Here is an 18,066-nt window from a genome sequence, read left to right as displayed (position 1 = left end):
CCGGGAGGGCAGGTGGTTCTGCCCTCCATACCGCCGGATCGGATCAGGACTCGTCGTCTTCGGAGGCTACATCCGCGATGTCGTCCAGCGAGACGTTGTCATCATCGTCATCGTCCAGAACATCATCGCCCAGATCCAGATCGACGTCCTCGTCATCCTCCAGAACCACGTCATCGCCTTCGATGTTTTCCTTGGCTTTCAGCGTTGCCGCATCTTCCGAGTCGGCTTCGATCATGCGGCTCTTGCCGGTGTCGAGCGCGACGACCTCGCCCGTGTAGGGGCTGACGATCGGGTCCTTGTTCAGGTCATAAAAGCGTTTTCCGGTGGTCGGGCAAACGCGCTTTACACCCCATTCTTCCTTGGGCATGTGGATCCCCTTGATTTACTGGTGAGTCGTAGACGATTCAGGTGCCTTGCCATATGAGGGATGCACTGTCAAAGCCTTTGCCGCAAAGGAGAGCCGATGAGCGCCCATCACCTGCCAGGAGACCCGCCGGTGCCGCTGATTCTACGCCGCTCTGCCCGTGCGCGGCGGATCAGTCTCAGGGTCTCATCCTTGGACGGGCGTGTCACGATCACCCTGCCCAGGACCCTGCCGGAACGCGAGGCGCTGGAGTTTGCGGTCGAGAAGGAAGGCTGGATCCGGGGCCATCTGGCGCGGCGTCCCGATAATGTGGATGTGACATTCGGAACCCTGCTGCCCGTTGCGGGGCAAGAATTGCAGGTTGTGCCGGGGCAGGGGCGCGGCGTGCGCATCACCGGGGGCGAGATTGCCGTGCCCGGGGCGCGTCCTGCAAAGCCGTTGGAGCGATACTTGCGGGAACTGGCGCGGGACCGTCTGGCCGGGGCTTCGGACGAATATGCCGCGCGGCTGGGGCGCGGGTTTTCGCGGATCGTGCTGCGCGACACGCGGTCGCGCTGGGGCTCGTGCTCTTCTGCCGGGGCCTTGATGTATTCATGGCGCCTGATCCTCGCCCCGGCGGAGGTGCTGCGCTATGTTGCGGCCCATGAGGTGGCGCATCTGCAGGAAATGAACCACTCTGCCGCCTTCTGGTCGCTGGTGGAGGATCTTTACGGAGACTACGCGGCACCGCGCGCCTGGCTGCGGGAGAATGGCAGTGCGCTGCACCGCTACCGGTTCGGGTCTTGAGACTGGCGCGGGGGGCTGAAAGCCCCTTGCGGTTCCGGGATTGACCTCTGATCCATTTGTGATCACAACAGGCTATGTCTTTACCCTCACGTTCAACCTCTGAAGGGCTGTCTTCGGCCCATGACCGGGTCTACCGGACGTTGCGCACCCGTATCATGCATGGGGAGATCGCACCGGGGGAAGCTTTAACCCTGCGCGGGATCGGTCGCGAATTCGATGTCTCGATGACGCCCGCGCGCGAAGCGGTGCGTCGCCTGGTGGCCGAAGGCGCGCTGTTCCTGTCCTCCTCCGGCCGGGTGTCGACGCCGGAGCTGAGCAACGAGCGGATCGAGGAACTGGCTGCCCTCAGATCGCTGTTGGAGGTGGAACTCTCCAGCCGGGCGTTGCCGCGCGCCCATATGGCGCTGATCGACCGGTTGCAGGCGATCAATGTCACCGTGGCCGAGATGGTCTCCAAACGGGATGCGGTGGGCTATATCCGGGCCAATCTGGAATTCCATCGCACGCTTTACCTGCGCGCGCAGGCCCCGGCCATGCTGGCGATGGCGGAAACCGTCTGGCTGCAACTGGGTCCCACCATGCGCGCGCTCTATGGCCGTCTGCGCCGCACCGAGCCGCCGCACAATCACAAGCTGATCATCGCCGCGCTGAAGGCGGGGGATGAGCCGGGGTTGCGGCTGGCGGTTCGATCCGATGTGACGCAAGGATTGCGTCTGCTGGCAGGCTAGGTCCCGGCTAGATCCCGCCAAATCAGATCACATCCGGCCAAATCCGGGCGCATCCCTGGCACCAGTGGACAAAGGCCGCCGGAAATTCCCATGGGCAGATAGGGCGTCTGCGCCGTATGCTTGACGACATCGCGGCACCACGCGGGGCCGTGCTCGACAGTTTGCCTTTATCTTGGATGGATTTTTCGAATGCTCTTTATGCCAATACTCGGTCTTTTCATCATTGCCGCAGGGTTTGTCATTCGCCGCAGCCTTGATTTCCCCGACAACCCCAATCTGGACGGTGCCGTCAACATGGCCGGTTGGGCGGTCAAGGTGGGCGGTATTCTCCTTTTTGTCCTCTCCACCTTCCAGGGTATGTTCTTCTATGCCGAACCCGGCTTCAAATACCACGTGCGCACCATCCTCGGCGAAGAGAAGATGGTCTCGGACACCGGCTATAACCTCTATCTGTTCGGGCGTTACAATGCCTGGAAGAACGCCATGTCGGTGCAGGCATCGGCCACGGGGCGGGGCGAGGTCACGGCGGAAACCGACAGCAGCCAGATGAGCGCGAACCTGTCTCCGAAGTCGCTTGTCTTCCTCGACCAGGTGGATGCCTTCGTCTCGGCCACCGCGCGTTTTGAGCTGCCAAGCGATCAGGAGGCCTTCCTGCGCCTGGCCCGCCAGTACCGCACCCCGGAAAACCTTCTGCGCACCGAACTGGTTCCCGCATTTGAGGAAACCCTCGGGGCGACGGCCGCCCTGATGTCGGCGGAAGACTACTTCCAGGGCGGCAAGACCGAATTCAACAATGAATTCCAGCGACAGATGGAAAACGGCATCTACCTGGTGCGCCGGATCGAACAGCGGGTTTCGGCCGAGGCCGACCGCCGCGGTAGCGCCAATGCCGCCTTGGGGGAAAACCAGGAGCAATATGGAGATGACTCCAAGACGATCTTTGTGGTGCAAAAGCTGCTGGATGAGACGGGCCAGCCGCGCCGCAAGGAACAGAGCTTTACGAAGTTCGGTATCTCGGTGACCTCGGCACGGGTCACGGATGTGAACCCCAACCAGAAGTTCAAGGACCGGATGGCACTGCGCCAGCAGGCGGCGGCGGATCGGGCCATCGCCCGCGAACAGCGCATTCAGGAAGAAGAACAAAAGCTCCTGGCAGTGGCGCGGGGTGAACGGGAAGTGGCGGAACGTCAGGCCGCCGCCAAGGTGATCCAGATCGAACGCACCACCGACGCTGAGACCGAAAAACAACTGGCCATCACCGCGGCGGAACGCGAACGCGAAGCCGCGCGGATCGCGCGCGAACAGTCCGAAATCCTGCTGGAGAAGGCCCGCATCGATGCCGAGGCCGTAAGAGTCGCCGCCGAGGCGGAAGCCTATGCCAAGCAACAGATCCTGGAGGCGGACAATGCCCTGGCGCAGAAACTCGACGCCGAGGTGGAGATCCAGCGCCTGTGGGCCGAAGCCTTTGCCCGCCGCAATGTGCCGACCTATGTCTTCGGGGGTGGTGGCGCCGCAGAGGGGGGTGCCCCCGTCGGATCGGATGACGAGGCGTCGCGCCTGTTCCAGATCCTGACCCTGCAGGCCGCCGAGCGCCTGGACTACGACCGCAACATCTCGCAGGACCCGCAGAAATAGCGGGCTGTGAAACACCCTAAACGAAAACACTCCCGCCTGAACCTGGGCGGGAGTGTTTCTGGTTTCAGGACTGTTGTGACGTGATCAAGCCGCCAGCCCTTTAGAGCCGATATCAAGGAACTTCTGGCGGCGGTCCTTGATCAGCGCGGCACCGTCCTTGCCTTTCAACTCGTCCAGCATCGCGGTGATCGCGGCGCCGACAGAATCGATGGTGGATTTGGCATCGCGATGGGCGCCACCCATCGGTTCGGCAATGATGCGGTCGATGACGGCCAGTTCCAGAAGGTTCTGCGCGGTCAGGCGCAGCGCCTCGGCGGCTTCGCGCATCTTCTCGGCGTCCTTCCACAGGATCGAGGCGCAGCCTTCGGGGCTGATCACCGAGTAGACCGCATGTTCCAGCATGGCGACGCGGTTCGCCGTGGCAAAGGCAACGGCACCACCCGATCCGCCTTCACCGATGATGACGGATACGACAGGCACGCCGATCTTTAGGCTCATCTCGGTGGAGCGGGCGATCGCCTCGGACTGGCCGCGTTCCTCGGCCCCCTTGCCGGGGTAGGCGCCAGTGGTATCGACCAGGGTAATGACCGGCAGACCAAAACGGCCCGCCATCTCCATCAGGCGCACCGCCTTGCGGTAGCCTTCGGGGCGGGCCATGCCAAAGTTATGGGCGATGCGCGACTTGGTGTCGGCGCCCTTCTCATGGCCGATCACCATCACCGGCTGATCGTTGAAACGTGCAAGACCGCCCATCACGGCGAGGTCATCGGCGAAGTTCCGGTCGCCCGCCAGGGGGGTGTATTCGGTGAACAGCGCCTCGATGTAATCCTTGCAATGAGGGCGCTCGGGGTGACGGGCCACCTGGCATTTCCGCCAGGGCGTCAGGTCCTTGTAGAGGTCCTTCAACAACTGGGCGGCCTTGGCATCCAGGGCCGCGGCCTCGTCGGCCACATCCATCTCTTCGTTGGTGCGGGCCAGAGCGCGCAGCTCTTCTGCCTTGCCCTCGATTTCGGCCAGCGGTTTTTCGAATTCCAGATATTGGGTCATGTCGCCTCGCTCACGCGGTTTCGCCGTATATGGCCTTGTGTGGGCGCAGATGCAACTCGGCAGATGCGGCAGGCCTGCAATTTGGGCTGCGGATTACGGGGCGCACATAGCCTCAGGTCGGCCAGATCACCGGGTAGAGCGAGGCAACCAGCAAGCCGGCCATCACCCAGTTGAACAGGGTCAGGCGGCGCGGATTGGTCAGAATACGGGCCATCTGTTGCCCCAGCACGGTCCAGGAGCTGACCGAGGGCAGGTTGATCGCGCCAAAAAGCGCGGCCACCAGGAGGATCGCCCAGATGGTCTGATCCGGCGCATAGGCACTGATCGAGGTCAGCGCCATCGCCCAGGCCTTTGGATTGACCCATTGAAAGGCGGCGGCCTGCACGAATGTCATCGGGCGCCCTTTGGTGTCGCCGGTCTCTGCCGGTCCCGCATTGGCGATCTTCCACGCCAGGTACAGCAGGTAGAGAACCGAGACCACCTTGAGAACGGTATAGCTGATCGGGAAGGCGTCGAAGATCTGGATCAGCCCGGCGCCCACCAGAATCACCATGAAGACAAATCCCAGCGCCACCCCCAGCATATGCGGGATGGTGCGGCGGAACCCGAAATTCGCACCCGAGGCCATCAGCATCAGGTTGTTGGGCCCCGGCGTGATCGAGGAGACGAAGGCAAAAAGCGCAAGCGCGAGGATCAGATCATAGGTCATGACCGTCAATTTGACGCGCGAAACGCAAAATGAAATTGCGTTCTTGTGCGTCTGCCTTCTATTTTTGCAATCAATGGCGAAAACGGACCGAATAAATCAGCAGATATTGCAAGAGCTGTCCCGCGATGGGCGGATCAGCAATCTTGAATTGGCCGAACGTGTGGGCCTGTCGCCTTCGGCCTGTCTGCGCCGGGTGCAGGAGCTGGAGCGAACAGGCGTCATCACCGGCTACAAGGCTGTTCTGGACCGCGAGGCGATGGGGGTGGGGTTTGTCACTTATATCGGCGTGGGCCTCGGCGAGCACACCAAGGAGGCGCAGGAGGCCTTCGAACGCGCCATGCAGGCCGCGCCCGAGGTGGTGGAGTGCCACAATATCACCGGTACCATCGAGTATCTTCTGCGCGTCGAATGCGCCGATCTGCCCAGCTACAAGCGGTTTCACACGGATATTCTGGGCACCTCCCCCTATGTGACGGCGATCACCACCTATGTCGTAATGGGCTCGCCCAAGGACATGCGCGCCTAGGCGTCCTTCAATAGCGCGCGGACCGCGGTGTCGGGCGAGGTCAGCACCGGTACGGTGCTGTCGATCAATGGGGCGGCCCCCGCCATCGAGGCCTGCGCCAGCACCACGCAGGAGGTGTCTGCGACCAGGGTGAGGGAGGTGTTCACCCAAGTGGCGATCTGCCTGTGAAACGCATCGTTGTTGCCATCCGTGAAGTGATGCCACAGGCCGGTCAGCGGCAGGGCGCGTATCTCTGCGCTCTTGCCCCGCTCCCGAAAGGCACGTTCCAACAGAGCGGTGGAGGGCGCGCGGGTGCTATCGAGACAATAGGCCAGCATCACCGGCCCGCCGATTTCGGCGGCCTTTTGCATCATTGGCCAGTCAATGCGGGTGGCGCCTGCCTTTTCAGCCACATCACCGATGGTGGTGCAACTGCACAAAACCGGACCCTGAACGGCCTGAATGGCCTGGGTGATGTCTTGGCGCAGCGCTGCATCTATGCCGCCCTGGGCGCGTTCCAGCCAGTCGGGGCGCACCACATGGGTTAGATCCGCATCCGGGGCGAGGCGGTCGAAGGTCTCCACATGCGCCTTGGCGGTGTGAAACAGGGTGAGATCGGCCAAGGGACACCTCCGGACGGCAAAAGGGGCACCTGATCGGCGCCCCTTCCAGTTTAATCGTAATTCGGCCTCGGTCGATAGGGTCAGCTTGCGGCGATCAGCTCGGCCTGGGCGACGATCACCTCGGCCTGTTTGATTGAGGCGATATCCACCAGGCGCCCCTTGTAAACCGTGGCGCCTTCGCCATTGGCCTTGGCTTGCTCCATCGCGGCGAGGATCTCGCGGGCCTCGGCAACAGCTTCTTCCGAAGGGGTGAATACCTTGTTGGCCAGGGCGATCTGCTTGGGGTGGATGGCCCATTTGCCAACCATGCCCAGCGTGGCCGAGCGTTTTGCCTGCGCGATATAGCCTTCGTCATCGGAGAAGTCGCCGAAGGGGCCGTCCACCGGCAGAACGCCATGGGTGCGGCAGGCGGCGACGATGGCGGCCTGGGCCCAGTGCCAGGGGTCGGACCAGTGCTTTTCACCTTCGCGCAGCATGTAGTAGTTTTCCTGCGTGCCGCCGATGCCGGTGGTCTGCATGCCCATGGAGGCGGCAAAGTCGGCAGCCCCCAGGCTCATCGCCTGCAGACGGGGAGAGGAGGCTGCGATCTCTTCCACATGGGCGATGCCGGCTGCCGATTCGATGATCACCTCGAAGGAAATCGGTTTCGTGCGGCCCTTGGCGCGTTCAATCGCGGTGACCAGCGCATCCACGGCGTAGACATCCGCCGCGCAGCCGACCTTGGGGATCATGATCTGGTCCAGCCGGTCGCCTGCCTGCTCCAGCAGGTCCACCACGTCGCGGTACCAATAGGGCGTGTCCAGACCGTTGATGCGGACCGACATGTATTTCTTGCCCCAGTCCACGGTGTTCAGCGCCTCGATCACATTGGCGCGGGCCACGTCCTTGTCGGTGGGCGCAACCGAATCTTCCAGGTCAAGGTTGATCACATCCGCAGCCGAGGCGGCCATCTTGGCAAAGAGTTTGGTGTTGGAGCCGGGGCCGAACAGCTGGCAGCGGTTGGGGCGTGCCGGGGCGGCGGGCTGGATGCGAAAGCTCATGGTGGCTCTCCTTGCTGGGTAAGGAAATTACGAATTTGACTGCCATTGTGGTATGAAATTGCGTCTCTGCTTGCAAGGCGTAGTTTGCAATTGCAGCATTGAGTTGCTGCGATTGCATGGGTTTCTTCTGTTTGGACGTAGATCCCCGCAAGCGACAGGGCTTCTGCGGGGAAATCTTCGATCAGATATCGATATGGTCGAAGAATCTTCGAATAGGGGGGCTGTGCAAATGCAAAATCGGGACCGTTTCGCGGGGTGGCGCACTTAACATTCGCGATGAATCACTGAACCACGGAGGCCCCGAGATGATCGAGACACCCTATCTGCTGTTCCTGGGCGATGCGCCTGACATGCTTGCGGCCAAGGTTGCCATCGGCATCCGCGACTGGCGCCCGGATCATGCGGTCGGCCAGATCTCCCTGCCGGGCTGCGGTGCGGATCTGGGCCTGACCGAGATGACCCTGGAAGAGGCCAAGGCGGCCGGCGCCAAAACCCTGGTGATCGGGGTTGCCAACCGGGGCGGCATCATCTCTCCCGCGTGGAAGGAAGTGCTGATCAAGGCGCTTGAGATGGGCTATGACATTGCCTCTGGCCTGCACAACCTGTTGCGCGACGAAGGCGATCTGGTTGCTGCGGCCCAGACCCATGGCGGCACCCTGCATGACGTCCGGGTGCCCACCGTCGGATACCCGATCGCCAATGGCGTCAAGCGGACCGGCAAGCGTTGCCTGGCCGTTGGTACCGATTGTTCGGTCGGTAAGATGTACACCGCGCTGGCGATGGATGCCGAGATGCAGAAGCGCGGCATGAAATCCACCTTCCGCGCCACCGGCCAGACCGGCATCCTGATCACCGGCCATGGCGTGCCGCTGGATGCGGTGATTGCCGATTTCATGGCGGGCTCCATCGAGTACCTGACCCCGGACAACGACGCAGATCACTGGGACCTGATCGAGGGCCAGGGATCGCTGTTCCACATCTCCTATTCCGGTGTCACCATGGCGCTGGTGCATGGCGGTCAGCCCGATGCGCTGATCCTGTGCCACGAACCCACCCGCGAACACATGCGCGGCCTGCCGGGCTACAGCCTGCCGACCCTGGAAGAGCTGCGTGACACCGCGCTGCCGCTGGCGCGCAAGGCCAACCCGGAGTGCCAGGTTGTCGGCATTTCGGTGAACACCCAGCACCTGGGCGAAGAAGAGGCCGTGGCCTATCTGAAAGAAGTGGAAGACCGCATGGGTCTGCCTGCCGTGGACCCCTACCGTCACGGCGCGGGCCGCCTGGTGGACGCGCTCGCCGCAATCTGATTTCTAAGGGGGGCGTCTGGCAACAGGCGCCCTTTTTACGTCCATTCAACCAAAGTCCCAATCCATTCCTCGAAAGGATCACCCATGAAAGTCACCGTGACGCCGGATCAATTCAAACTGGCACGGGCCTTTACCATCTCCCGCGGCTCGCGGACCGAGGCAAAGGTGCTGACCGTTCGGATTGAACAGGACGGGGTGACCGGATGGGGCGAATGCGTGCCCTATGCGCGCTATGATGAAACGAACGAGAGCGTGACCGCCCAGATCACCGGCCTGCCTGCGCATTTCACCCGGCAAGAGCTGCAATCCCTGCTGCCCGCAGGGGCGGCTCGCAATGCGGTGGATTGCGCGATGTGGGATCTGGAGGCGAAACAGGCGGGCAAACGGGTCTGGGAACTGGCGGGCCTGCCGGAGCCGGGACCGGAGATCACCGCCTATACCCTGTCGCTGGACACGCCCGAGGTGATGCGGGAGCAGGCTGCTGAGAACGCTCATCGCCCGCTGTTGAAGATCAAGCTGGGCACCGCCGATGACATGCCCCGCCTTGAGGCCGTGCGCGCAGGCGCCCCGGATGCCAAGATCATCATCGACGCCAACGAGGGCTGGAGCGCCGAGGTTTACGCAGAGCTTGCGCCGCACCTGGTGCGCCTGGGCGTGTCGCTGGTGGAGCAGCCCCTGCCTGCCGGTGAGGACGACGCGCTGATCGGCATGGAACGCCCGGTGCCCGTCTGTGCCGATGAAAGCTGCCATGACCGTGCCAGCCTGCCGAAACTCAAGGGCAAATACGATGTGGTCAACATCAAGCTGGACAAAACCGGCGGGTTGACCGAGGCGCTGAAATTGCGCGAGGCGGCGCTGGCCGAAGGCTACAAGGTGATGGTCGGCTGCATGATGGGCTCGTCGCTGGCGATGGCGCCTGCGGCGCTCTTGGCGCAGGGGGCGATGGTCACCGATCTGGATGGGCCGCTGCTTCTGTCCGAAGATCGCGAGGTAACAATGGAATATGACGCTGCCGGTGTGCATCCGCCAAGCGCGGCGCTTTGGGGCTGAGGCCTGGTTGGGGCAGCGCTCAGGCGCGGCCTGCGATCTGGGTCAGGAAGACACCCGCGCCCATCACGGCGATGCCAGCGGCGCGGGCCAATGTCAGCGGGTGCTGCGCGGCACCGAACAGGCCGAAATGGTCGATGATGGCAGCCGAGATCAACTGGCCGATCAGCACGAAGAAGACCGCATTGCCAACGCCAAAGGTTGGGGCGACCCAGGTGATGGTCAGCACGTAAAAGGCCACGAGGCAGCCCGCAAGGAACAGATGGGGTGGGGCGCCGACCGCTGCTTTCAGGGAGCCGCCCGCCATCAGGAACACGATGCCCGTCGTGAGGAGGGCCACGAGGAATAAAATCACACCTGCCGCCACGGGCGAGCCCATGCGCTGACCCAGGGCGGCATTCAAGGCAGCCAGCACGGGAATTCCGATCCCCGCAACCAACATGATCATTGCGGATTGCGTTGCGGGCATTGTGGCTTCCCCTTTTTGAAAATTCTCGCTAGGCCAGTTGCGACAGTGATCGCGACGCGGTCTTGATCCGTCAACCCATATCGTCGCGTCCAGAGCAGGAGACACACTATGACCCGCACCGTTTATGTGAATGGCAGCTATCTGCCGGAAACCGAAGCCACCGTTTCTATCTTTGATCGCGGGTTCCTTATGGCGGACGCGGTCTATGAGGTGACCTCGGTCCTGGGCGGCAAGCTCATCGATTTCGAAGGCCATGCCGTGCGTCTGAAACGCTCGCTGGACGAACTCGACATGGCTGAGCCCTGCAGCAAGGAAGAACTCCTGGAAATCCACCGCAAGCTGGTGGAACTGAACGGTATCGACGAAGGGCTTGTGTACCTGCAGGTGACCCGTGGTTCCGATGGCGACCGTGATTTCGTCTTCCCGAGCGCGGATACCAAGCCGACCATCGTGCTGTTCACCCAGAACAAACCCGGTCTGGCCGACAGCCCCGCCGCCAAGAAGGGCGCCAAGATCATCTCGATCGAGGACATTCGCTGGGGCCGCCGCGACATCAAGACGGTACAGCTGCTGTACCCGTCGATGGGCAAGATGATGGCCAAGAAGGCCGGTGCCGATGACGCCTGGATGGTGGAAGACGGCTATGTGACCGAGGGCACCTCGAACAACGCCTATTTCGTCAAGGATGGCGTGATCGTGACCCGCCCGCTGTCCAATGACATCCTGCACGGCATCACCCGCAAGGCGGTTCTGCGCATGGCGGCAGAGGCACAGCTGAAGATCGAAGAGCGTCTGTTCACCATCGACGAGGCGAAAGAGGCGGACGAAGCCTTCACCACTTCTGCCTCTGCTTTTGTGATGCCGGTTGTCGAGATCGACGGCGTTGCCTTGGGCGATGGCACGCCCGGCCCGATCGCAAAACGCCTGCGCGAGATCTACCTGGAAGAATCCGTGAAGGCCGCAATCTGATAGGCATGGTCTCCCCCGTCACATCGGAGGTGGATTTCGGGGCCGAGGGGCGGCAGCAGGGCTTTTTACGGGTGCCTCATTCGGTGCATCGCAGTGCCTATGGCTGGATCCCGGTTCCCGTGGTGTGCCTTTGTAACGGGGAGGGGCCAACCGTTCTATTGATGGGCGGTGTCCATGGCGACGAATATGAGGGTCAGATCGCCATCTCGAACCTGGCGCGCAGCCTGGCGGCGGAGGAGATTCGTGGCCGGGTGATCTTCCTGCCCATGGCCAATGCACCGGCGGCAGAGGCGGGCCTGCGCACTTCCCCAATCGATGACGGTAACCTCAACCGGTTGTTTCCGGGCGACCCCAGTGGCACGCCCAGTCAGGTGATTGCCCACTACATCGAAGAGGAGTTGCTGCCGCTCTGCGATGTGATGGTGGACCTGCATTCCGGCGGATCATCGCTTTATTACCCGCCGACGCTGCTGCGGGGACAGGGCTGGACCCAGGAAGAGGCCGCGCTGCTAAAGCGGCTAGAGGCGGCCTTCGACCTGCCCTACGCCTGGGTCTTCACCGGCGGTGGCGGGCCGAACTCCACCGCGCGCACGGCGATGGGCGGGGCCAACCGCAAGGGGGTTGTTTCGGTCATGGCGGAGCTTGGCGGCGGCGGCGCGCTGGATCCTGAGATCCTGAAGGTGACGGAACGCGGGCTGCGGCGGATTCTGCATGGTCTTGGGGTGTTGCCGGGGTATGAGCCTGATGTGCAGCGGGGCACCCGCGCCTTGCATGCGCAGGGGTCGGTTTATGCCTATGAGGCGGGGATCTATGTGCCCCTGCGCGACATCGGAGACACGGTCCAGGAGGGAGAAGCGATCGGTTACATCCATCGCCCCGATACGCCTTGGGCGCCCCCCAAGGAGGTCACAACGCCCTATTCAGGCCTGATCCTTGCCAAGCGCGTTCCCGGTCCCGCCCGGCGCGGTGATGCGCTTGTGCAGGTGTTCCGGGACGCGGAACCGTAGGCGGCCGGCTCTGGAAGAGGTGAAGCCTTTGCCAGGGCCATGGCTGTTGGGGATCTCGGCCTTCCATCAAGGGCTGCGTCAGCCGAACCGGAAACTTGACGCCGTGACGCCGCCAAAGATGTCCGTCTGGTGATAGACCCGTGTTGCCGGTTCTTCTTCGGCGGCGCCGAGTGCGGCAAAGAGCGGCACCAGGTGATCTTCCTGCGCGTGGCAGGCGCGGGCGTAAGGCGCGCTCTCCCAGTTGAGCAGCGCTTCTGTCCGTTCTGCGCTTGGCAGGGCCATCACCTCTGTCAGCCAGGTGTCAAAGGCCTCTGACGGGGTTTTCGCGCGTGGACCGAATTCGCGCAGGTTGTGATAGCTGAGGCCGGAGCCCACGATCAGCACCCCTTCCTCGCGTAAGGGCGCAAGGGCGCGGCCAAGGGCGAAATGCTCAGCCGGGCTGTACCCGTGGCGCATGGAGACCTGGAACAGCGGCACATCCGCATCTGGGTACATCACCGCCATCGGAACGAAGGTGCCGTGATCGTATCCTTGTTCAGCGTCCATCGAGACCGGCAACCCCGCCGCTGCGATCAGATCCGCGGTGCGCTGTGCCAGCTCTGGCGCGCCCGGAGCGGGATATTGGATCTCGTAGGTTTCCGGCGGGAAGTTGTAATAGTCATAGACCATCGGCGGGCGGGGCGATGTCATGACGGTAAAGCTCTCCGCCTCCCAATGGCCCGAGATCATCAGGACGGCCTTTGGCCGCTCACCGATCTCATAGGGCATCCGGGCAAGCGCCTCTGCCAGCGGCGCGAGCGCGGCGCTCATATTGGGAATCCACGGCCAGGGACCGCCGCCGTGGGAAATGAAATAGCTGGGCATCCGTGAACGCATCCGAACCTCCTTGACCACATGTTGTTGGTTCAGATGTTAATAACTGCCCGCCGCCGGAGGTATCCCCAGCAGCGAACAGATCCTGTGCGCCGCTGTGCGCATCGGTCGCCAGCGGTGCAGAGAAGGCTTGGGGATAGCGCTCAGGCCTTGTCGGTGACGTTTTCCTTGAAGGCGACTTCGAACTCGGCCTGCTTTTCCGGGCTGGCCTCGGTCTGGTAGTTGGATTTCCACTCATCCATGGTCATGCCGTAGAAGATCTCGCGCGCTTCGGTCTTGCCCATCTCGATGCCGCGTTCATTGGCGGCTTCCTGGTACCAGCGGCTGAGACAGTTGCGGCAGAACCCGGCCATGTTCATCAGGTCGATGTTCTGCACATCGGTGCGATCTTCCATCAGGTGTTTCTGCAGGCGGCGGAATGCGGCGGCCTGAAGTTCGATCTCTGTCTGCTGGTCCATAGGGGTCTCCCGGTGTCTTGCTGTCGATACTATGTGGGTGCGGCCGCCCGGAGGCAAGCGCAGGCTAGAGCCCGGAGGCAGCCAGGGCTCGAGGTAGCACCTGCGCCAGCCGCTCTGCCCACTGCCGCTGCCCGGCGGCATCGGCAATCAGGTCGTTGCGCAGCTCGATCAGCGTGTTGGGGCGGCCATGGGCAGTGCCATGGGTGTCGATCGCATCGCCGGGCAGGTAGCCGGTGTAGGGTTCGTTGATCCCGACACAAAGGTCACCCTCGGCCTGAAGTGTCTCGATCAGCGCCGGAGAGAACCGTTCTCCTTCAGGATAGAGAATGCCGATCTCCCAGGGGCGCGGCGGACGCCCGCGCAGCTGCCGGGTGAAGGAGTGCATGGATAGGATCACGGTGCCCGGCCGCGCCGCCAGCCCGGCCACCTGCCTGTGATAGGGGCGGTGGCAGGCGTCAAGCCGTGCCTCGCGTTCGGCCGCATCGGCATGGCGGTTGGCCGGGATGATGGTGCCATCGTATAGCTTCATCAACAGGGTCGGGTCATCCTCGCCGCGGTTGGGATCGATCACCAGGCGCGAGAAATTGGAGGCCACCACCGGCGCATTCAGCATCTCGCCCAGGTGGCGCGCGACAGCATAGGCGCCCACGTCGTAGGCGATGTGACGCTCCATATCCTCATGCGGCAGACCAAGGTCGCCGCCGTTCACGAAGGGGGGGATGTGATTGGTCGCATGATCGCAGGTGATCAGCCAGCGGGCCGGGCGATCGGCCCCATGCACGAAGAAGGGAGTGTATGTCATAAGTCCGTCATCTTTTGTTGACGATACCTTTAGGGCAGTTGCGGCAAAATAGGAATTGGGTCATAAGCACCCTCAACAGTGTTTGCGGTAACACCCGCCTGTCACAGACCAGATGTCGGAAGGACACAGCCCATGAAACGTTCACGCAGCGTGAAGATTGTTGCCACCCTGGGACCCGCCTCCGAAACCTATGACATGATCCGCGCCCTGCATGAGGCCGGCGCCGATGTGTTCCGGCTGAACATGTCCCACGGCACCCATGCAGAGATCGCGGAGAAGCACCAGATCATCCGTCAGGTCGAGAAGGACCTGGACAGCTCCATCGGCATTCTGGCCGACCTGCAGGGACCGAAACTGCGGGTTGGCGTCTTTGCAAATGGCGCCGAGGATCTGGCAGAAGGGGCCGCCTTCCGCCTGGATCTGGACCCCACCGATGGCGATGCGGCGCGGGTCTGCCTGCCGCACCCGGAGATTTTCCAGGCGTTGGAACCCGGCGCGCATCTGTTGGTCAATGACGGCAAGATCCGCCTGCGGGTGGAACGCTGCGGCAGCGATTTTGCCGATTGCGTCGTCGTGACCGGAGGGACCATCTCCAATCGCAAGGGGGTGAACGTGCCAGATGTGGTCCTGCCGCTGGCGGCGCTGTCGGAAAAGGATCGCGAGGATCTGGAATTCGCCTGCACCCTGGGGGTGGACTGGATTGCTCTCTCCTTTGTGCAGCGGGCCAGGGACGTGTTCGAAGCCAAGGGGCTGGTCGATGGCCGTGCTGCGGTTCTGTCGAAGATCGAAAAACCCTCTGCCGTGGAGCAATTCGAGGATATCCTGGATGCCTCGGATGGGATCATGGTGGCGCGGGGTGATCTGGGGGTGGAGCTGCCCGTTTCAGCGGTGCCGCCGATCCAGAAGCGGCTGGTGCGCAAATGCCGTGCAGCCGCCAAGCCGGTGATCGTCGCCACGCAGATGCTGGAAAGCATGATCGAAAGCCCGATGCCGACGCGCGCCGAGGTCTCGGACGTGGCCACCGCGATCTACGAGGGGACAGATGCCATCATGCTGAGCGCGGAATCCGCTGCCGGCCACTATCCGGTAGAGGCGGTGCGCACCATGGATAATGTCGCCACCGAGGTGGAGATGGACCCGACCTACGCGCAGATCATCGCCTCGTCGCGGTCTTCCAAGGGCAGCACCATTGCCGATGCCATCGTTTCGGCCGCGCGTGAGATTGCCGAGAAGACCGATATCAAGGCGATCTGCTGTTTCACCCAAAGCGGCACCACCGCGCTGTTGACCGCGCGCGAACGCCCCGGCGTGCCGATCATCGCGCTCACCCCGTTGGAGGGAACCGCGCGGCGCCTGGCGCTTAGCTGGGGCTGCCACTGCGTGGTGACCGGCGGCCAGGAACGCTTCAAGGGCGCGGTCGTCAATGCGGCCCGTGCGGCCCGTGCGGGCGGTTTTGCAACAGAGACCGATCAGATCGTGGTCACCGCCGGTGTGCCCTTCAACGTGCCCGGCACCACCAATATCCTGCGCGTGGCGCCTTGTGATGAGCGTTTGATTTACAGCACCGACCCGGAATAGGCTGTTCCCCGACCCATGGCGGGAAGGGGGACACATGGACAGTGATCTGGCGATCGTTCTGGGGTTTTTCCTGGGGTGTCTTGCAGTTCTCTCGCTCGTTTCGGCCTATAGCGATGGAAGATGGCCGCGCCTTGGGGCTTTGTTGCTGGTCATCAGCGCCGGTTTCATCCTCTATGCGGCGCGGATGCGGCCGGGCGGATACCGGCTGGAGGAACTGCCCGAGGTGTTTTTCAACGTTCTGGGGCGCTTTTCCTGAAGAAACCGCTTGCCCTTGTCACCCTGTTTTCGTAAACGGCGACCCTGTTCACGCGGCCGGCCGGAGTGGCATGCCGAGTCGCGTATCTACCGAACCTGCATTGAAGGAGACGGAAATGCCCAAAATGAAGACGAAATCGAGCGCCAAAAAGCGCTTCAAGGTGACCGCCACCGGTAAGGTGATGGCAGGTCAGGCCGGCAAGCGCCACGGCATGATCAAACGTCACAAGAAATTCATCCGTGATGCCCGCGGCACCACGACCCTGTCCGCCCCCGACGCCAAGATCGTCAAGGGCTTCATGCCCTACGACCGCTAAGAGGAGATTTGACACATGTCCCGCGTTAAAGGTGGTACCACAACTCACGCCCGTCACAAGAAGGTCATCAAGGCAGCCAAAGGTTACTACGGCCGCCGCAAGAATACCTTCAAGGTTGCCCGTCAGGCCGTCGACAAGGCCAACCAGTACGCAACCCGCGACCGTAAGGCGCGCAAGCGTAACTTCCGCGCCCTGTGGATCCAGCGCATCAACGCCGCTGTCCGCAGCCACGACGAATCGCTGACATACTCGCGCTTCATCAACGGCCTTAACCTGGCCGGTATCGAAGTCGACCGTAAGGTCCTGGCGGATCTCGCCGTGCACGAGCCCGAAGCCTTCGGTGCGATCGTTAAGCAGGCCCAGTCCGCTCTGGCTGCCTAAGCTGGCCGCCTAAGTCAGGCGTCAAAGACATTCTGTCGAAAGACAGCCGAACCCGTCGGAGTGATCCGGCGGGTTCTTTCGTTTCTGGTGATGTCCGGGGATCAGGCCTGTTCTTCGGGTTCTGCACCAGGCTCACCTCGCCCGCCCATGACCCGACCGCCCAACACCAGTGCCGCAACAGGGAAGATCGCCCAGGGGAAGGCTGTGGTCATCAAGTTGATGCAGATCAGGAACAAAGCCAGGATCCAGATCCGAACGGGAATGGACAGGAAGGGTTTGAACCCCAATGCCCCGTTGCCGTTGATCTGCCCGTAAACCAGGGCAAGGGCGAGGACCGGCCAGGCGGGCCAGAAACGGCCTCCGGTGACCAGGTTCAGCAGCACGGCGCCGCCAACGCCAAAGAGGTATAGGCGCTGGGTCGGTGTCTTCAGCCCGCCAAAAGCCTCTTTTGCGGCCTGCAGGGCCGACTGCGCGGCAGAGCGCCCTTCAGATGGGGCTGTCGGGGCAGGCTGGGCCCCTTGGTCTGTCCGGTCGCCATCCCAGACATGCGCGACCTTCTCGGGTCGTGCCGGGCGGTCTGGTTTGTTGGCTTGGGCCGGTCTGACCTGGGGTTTCACCTTCTCAAACCGGTCCGCAGTGGCAGCTGCCGTGGTGATCCGATAGACCGAGACCTCTTCGGGGAGGTTCTTGGCGGATTTTTCGCCTAAGTACTCGAACCCGATGGTCAGCTTGTTGTGAACCTGGTCGTAGACCTGGCGCGAGATCAGGATGCCGCCGGGTTCGGCCATGGTCTGCAGCCGCGACGCCAGGTTGACGCCATCGCCCAGCAGGTCATCCCCGTCGCAGATCACATCGCCTAGGTGGATGCCGATGCGGAACCTGAGCAGGCTATGCTCGGCGGCCAGTTCCTGCTGCACCTCGATGGCGCAATGGGTGGCTTCGACAACCGAAGGGAAATCGGCGATCAGCCCGTCGCCCGCTGTATTGGCAACCCGTCCACCGTGACGGTCGATCAGTTTGAAGAATACCGCTCGCGCCGCCTTGAGCGCGGCATAGGTTGCTACCTCATCGGCCTCCATCGCTGCGCTGTAGCGCTCGGCGTCGGCGGCCAGGATCGTGGTCAGCTTGCGGGTGACGGGATTACTCATACTATCAATCTCTGAAAA

The 18,066-nt window shown here is 62.7% G+C and carries 22 protein-coding genes; 12 read left to right on the top strand and 10 right to left on the bottom strand.

Annotated elements, in window-relative coordinates; all coding sequences use genetic code 11:
• Window positions 1-43: 43 nt before the first annotated feature.
• Window positions 44-367, bottom strand: coding sequence for a TIGR02300 family protein (locus tag PXK07_RS05905; RefSeq protein ID WP_274847273.1), 324 nt, complete (start codon window positions 365-367; stop codon window positions 44-46).
• A gap of 96 nt (window positions 368-463) precedes the next feature.
• Here PXK07_RS05905 and PXK07_RS05900 point away from each other — a divergent pair, with 96 nt between their 5' ends.
• The 3 genes from PXK07_RS05900 to PXK07_RS05890 all read left to right on the top strand — a co-directional run bounded on the left by PXK07_RS05900 (window position 464) and on the right by PXK07_RS05890 (window position 3,513).
• On the top strand, window positions 464-1,150 hold the full coding sequence (locus PXK07_RS05900; RefSeq protein ID WP_274847272.1) for a M48 family metallopeptidase: 687 nt from the start codon (window positions 464-466) through the stop codon (window positions 1,148-1,150).
• A gap of 74 nt (window positions 1,151-1,224) precedes the next feature.
• A complete protein-coding gene (locus PXK07_RS05895; RefSeq protein ID WP_274847271.1) occupies window positions 1,225-1,878 on the top strand; it encodes a GntR family transcriptional regulator in 654 nt (217 codons plus the stop codon).
• A 189-nt stretch (window positions 1,879-2,067) separates the two neighbouring features.
• On the top strand, window positions 2,068-3,513 hold the full coding sequence (locus tag PXK07_RS05890) for an SPFH domain-containing protein (protein ID WP_274847270.1): 1,446 nt from the start codon (window positions 2,068-2,070) through the stop codon (window positions 3,511-3,513).
• An 84-nt stretch (window positions 3,514-3,597) separates the two neighbouring features.
• On the opposite strand, the gene PXK07_RS05885 is transcribed toward PXK07_RS05890, so the two are convergent.
• Both PXK07_RS05885 and PXK07_RS05880 read right to left on the bottom strand, forming a co-directional pair.
• A complete protein-coding gene (locus tag PXK07_RS05885) occupies window positions 3,598-4,560 on the bottom strand; it encodes an acetyl-CoA carboxylase carboxyltransferase subunit alpha (RefSeq protein WP_274847269.1) in 963 nt (320 codons plus the stop codon).
• Between the two features lie 112 nt (window positions 4,561-4,672).
• Window positions 4,673-5,269, bottom strand: coding sequence for a LysE family translocator (locus PXK07_RS05880; RefSeq protein WP_274847268.1), 597 nt, complete (start codon window positions 5,267-5,269; stop codon window positions 4,673-4,675).
• Window positions 5,270-5,342: 73 nt separating this feature from the next.
• Between PXK07_RS05880 and PXK07_RS05875 the strand changes: the two genes are divergently transcribed.
• Complete coding sequence (locus tag PXK07_RS05875; RefSeq protein WP_274847267.1) at window positions 5,343-5,795, top strand: Lrp/AsnC family transcriptional regulator; 453 nt, start codon at window positions 5,343-5,345, stop codon at window positions 5,793-5,795.
• On the opposite strand, the gene PXK07_RS05870 is transcribed toward PXK07_RS05875, so the two are convergent.
• Entirely contained in the window at window positions 5,792-6,397 is a 606-nt protein-coding gene (locus PXK07_RS05870) for a hypothetical protein (protein WP_274847266.1), read from the bottom strand. The two genes, PXK07_RS05875 and PXK07_RS05870, sit on opposite strands and share 4 nt — an antisense overlap.
• Before the next feature lie 80 nt (window positions 6,398-6,477).
• The gene (locus tag PXK07_RS05865; RefSeq protein ID WP_274847265.1) at window positions 6,478-7,437 is read right to left on the bottom strand and encodes an L-malyl-CoA/beta-methylmalyl-CoA lyase; all 960 of its coding nucleotides are present in this window, start codon (window positions 7,435-7,437) and stop codon (window positions 6,478-6,480) included.
• Between the two features lie 305 nt (window positions 7,438-7,742).
• Between PXK07_RS05865 and dgcN the strand changes: the two genes are divergently transcribed.
• Both dgcN and dgcA read left to right on the top strand, forming a co-directional pair.
• Window positions 7,743-8,744 carry an N-acetyltransferase DgcN gene (dgcN, locus tag PXK07_RS05860; RefSeq protein ID WP_274847264.1) on the top strand — a complete coding sequence of 334 codons (1,002 nt, stop codon included), beginning with the start codon at window positions 7,743-7,745 and terminating at the stop codon, window positions 8,742-8,744.
• 84 nt (window positions 8,745-8,828) lie between these two features.
• Window positions 8,829-9,794: an N-acetyl-D-Glu racemase DgcA gene (dgcA, locus tag PXK07_RS05855; RefSeq protein WP_274847263.1), complete on the top strand. Its 966-nt coding sequence runs from the start codon at window positions 8,829-8,831 to the stop codon at window positions 9,792-9,794.
• Between the two features lie 19 nt (window positions 9,795-9,813).
• Here dgcA and PXK07_RS05850 read toward each other — a convergent pair whose 3' ends face one another.
• Window positions 9,814-10,260: a DMT family transporter gene (locus tag PXK07_RS05850; protein ID WP_274847262.1), complete on the bottom strand. Its 447-nt coding sequence runs from the start codon at window positions 10,258-10,260 to the stop codon at window positions 9,814-9,816.
• Between the two features lie 108 nt (window positions 10,261-10,368).
• Between PXK07_RS05850 and PXK07_RS05845 the strand changes: the two genes are divergently transcribed.
• Window positions 10,369-11,229, top strand: coding sequence for a D-amino-acid transaminase (locus tag PXK07_RS05845; RefSeq protein ID WP_274847261.1), 861 nt, complete (start codon window positions 10,369-10,371; stop codon window positions 11,227-11,229).
• A 5-nt stretch (window positions 11,230-11,234) separates the two neighbouring features.
• Window positions 11,235-12,236 (top strand): succinylglutamate desuccinylase/aspartoacylase family protein, encoded by a 1,002-nt coding sequence (locus PXK07_RS05840; protein ID WP_274847260.1) that lies wholly within the window; start codon window positions 11,235-11,237, stop codon window positions 12,234-12,236.
• A 78-nt stretch (window positions 12,237-12,314) separates the two neighbouring features.
• Here the strand turns inward: PXK07_RS05840 and PXK07_RS05835 are convergent, their stop codons facing one another.
• The 3 genes from PXK07_RS05835 to PXK07_RS05825 all read right to left on the bottom strand — a co-directional run bounded on the left by PXK07_RS05835 (window position 12,315) and on the right by PXK07_RS05825 (window position 14,369).
• The gene (locus tag PXK07_RS05835) at window positions 12,315-13,112 is read right to left on the bottom strand and encodes a DODA-type extradiol aromatic ring-opening family dioxygenase (RefSeq protein WP_274847259.1); all 798 of its coding nucleotides are present in this window, start codon (window positions 13,110-13,112) and stop codon (window positions 12,315-12,317) included.
• Window positions 13,113-13,252: 140 nt separating this feature from the next.
• Window positions 13,253-13,567: a DUF1244 domain-containing protein gene (locus tag PXK07_RS05830; RefSeq protein WP_274847258.1), complete on the bottom strand. Its 315-nt coding sequence runs from the start codon at window positions 13,565-13,567 to the stop codon at window positions 13,253-13,255.
• A 64-nt stretch (window positions 13,568-13,631) separates the two neighbouring features.
• Window positions 13,632-14,369, bottom strand: a complete 738-nt coding sequence (locus PXK07_RS05825; RefSeq protein ID WP_274847257.1) for an N-formylglutamate amidohydrolase — start codon at window positions 14,367-14,369, stop codon at window positions 13,632-13,634.
• Window positions 14,370-14,501: 132 nt separating this feature from the next.
• Here PXK07_RS05825 and pyk point away from each other — a divergent pair, with 132 nt between their 5' ends.
• The 4 genes from pyk (at window position 14,502) to rplT (ending at window position 16,900) form a co-directional block, all read left to right on the top strand.
• Window positions 14,502-15,947 (top strand): pyruvate kinase, encoded by a 1,446-nt coding sequence (pyk, locus tag PXK07_RS05820; RefSeq protein ID WP_274847256.1) that lies wholly within the window; start codon window positions 14,502-14,504, stop codon window positions 15,945-15,947.
• Window positions 15,948-15,981: 34 nt separating this feature from the next.
• Entirely contained in the window at window positions 15,982-16,203 is a 222-nt protein-coding gene (locus PXK07_RS05815; RefSeq protein WP_274847255.1) for a hypothetical protein, read from the top strand.
• Between the two features lie 115 nt (window positions 16,204-16,318).
• A complete protein-coding gene (gene rpmI / locus PXK07_RS05810; protein ID WP_009178285.1) occupies window positions 16,319-16,519 on the top strand; it encodes a 50S ribosomal protein L35 in 201 nt (66 codons plus the stop codon).
• A gap of 15 nt (window positions 16,520-16,534) precedes the next feature.
• Complete coding sequence (gene rplT, locus PXK07_RS05805; RefSeq protein ID WP_065271322.1) at window positions 16,535-16,900, top strand: 50S ribosomal protein L20; 366 nt, start codon at window positions 16,535-16,537, stop codon at window positions 16,898-16,900.
• Window positions 16,901-17,001: 101 nt separating this feature from the next.
• On the opposite strand, the gene PXK07_RS05800 is transcribed toward rplT, so the two are convergent.
• Window positions 17,002-18,048, bottom strand: a complete 1,047-nt coding sequence (locus PXK07_RS05800; RefSeq protein ID WP_274847254.1) for an adenylate/guanylate cyclase domain-containing protein — start codon at window positions 18,046-18,048, stop codon at window positions 17,002-17,004.
• Window positions 18,049-18,066 lie beyond the last annotated feature (18 nt).

Source organism: Phaeobacter sp. QD34_24 (assembly GCF_028890115.1).
Lineage (GTDB): Bacteria > Pseudomonadota > Alphaproteobacteria > Rhodobacterales > Rhodobacteraceae > Phycobacter.
The sequence above is the reverse complement of the archived record's forward strand: the minus strand, read 5'-3'. Positions and strand labels throughout refer to the sequence as shown.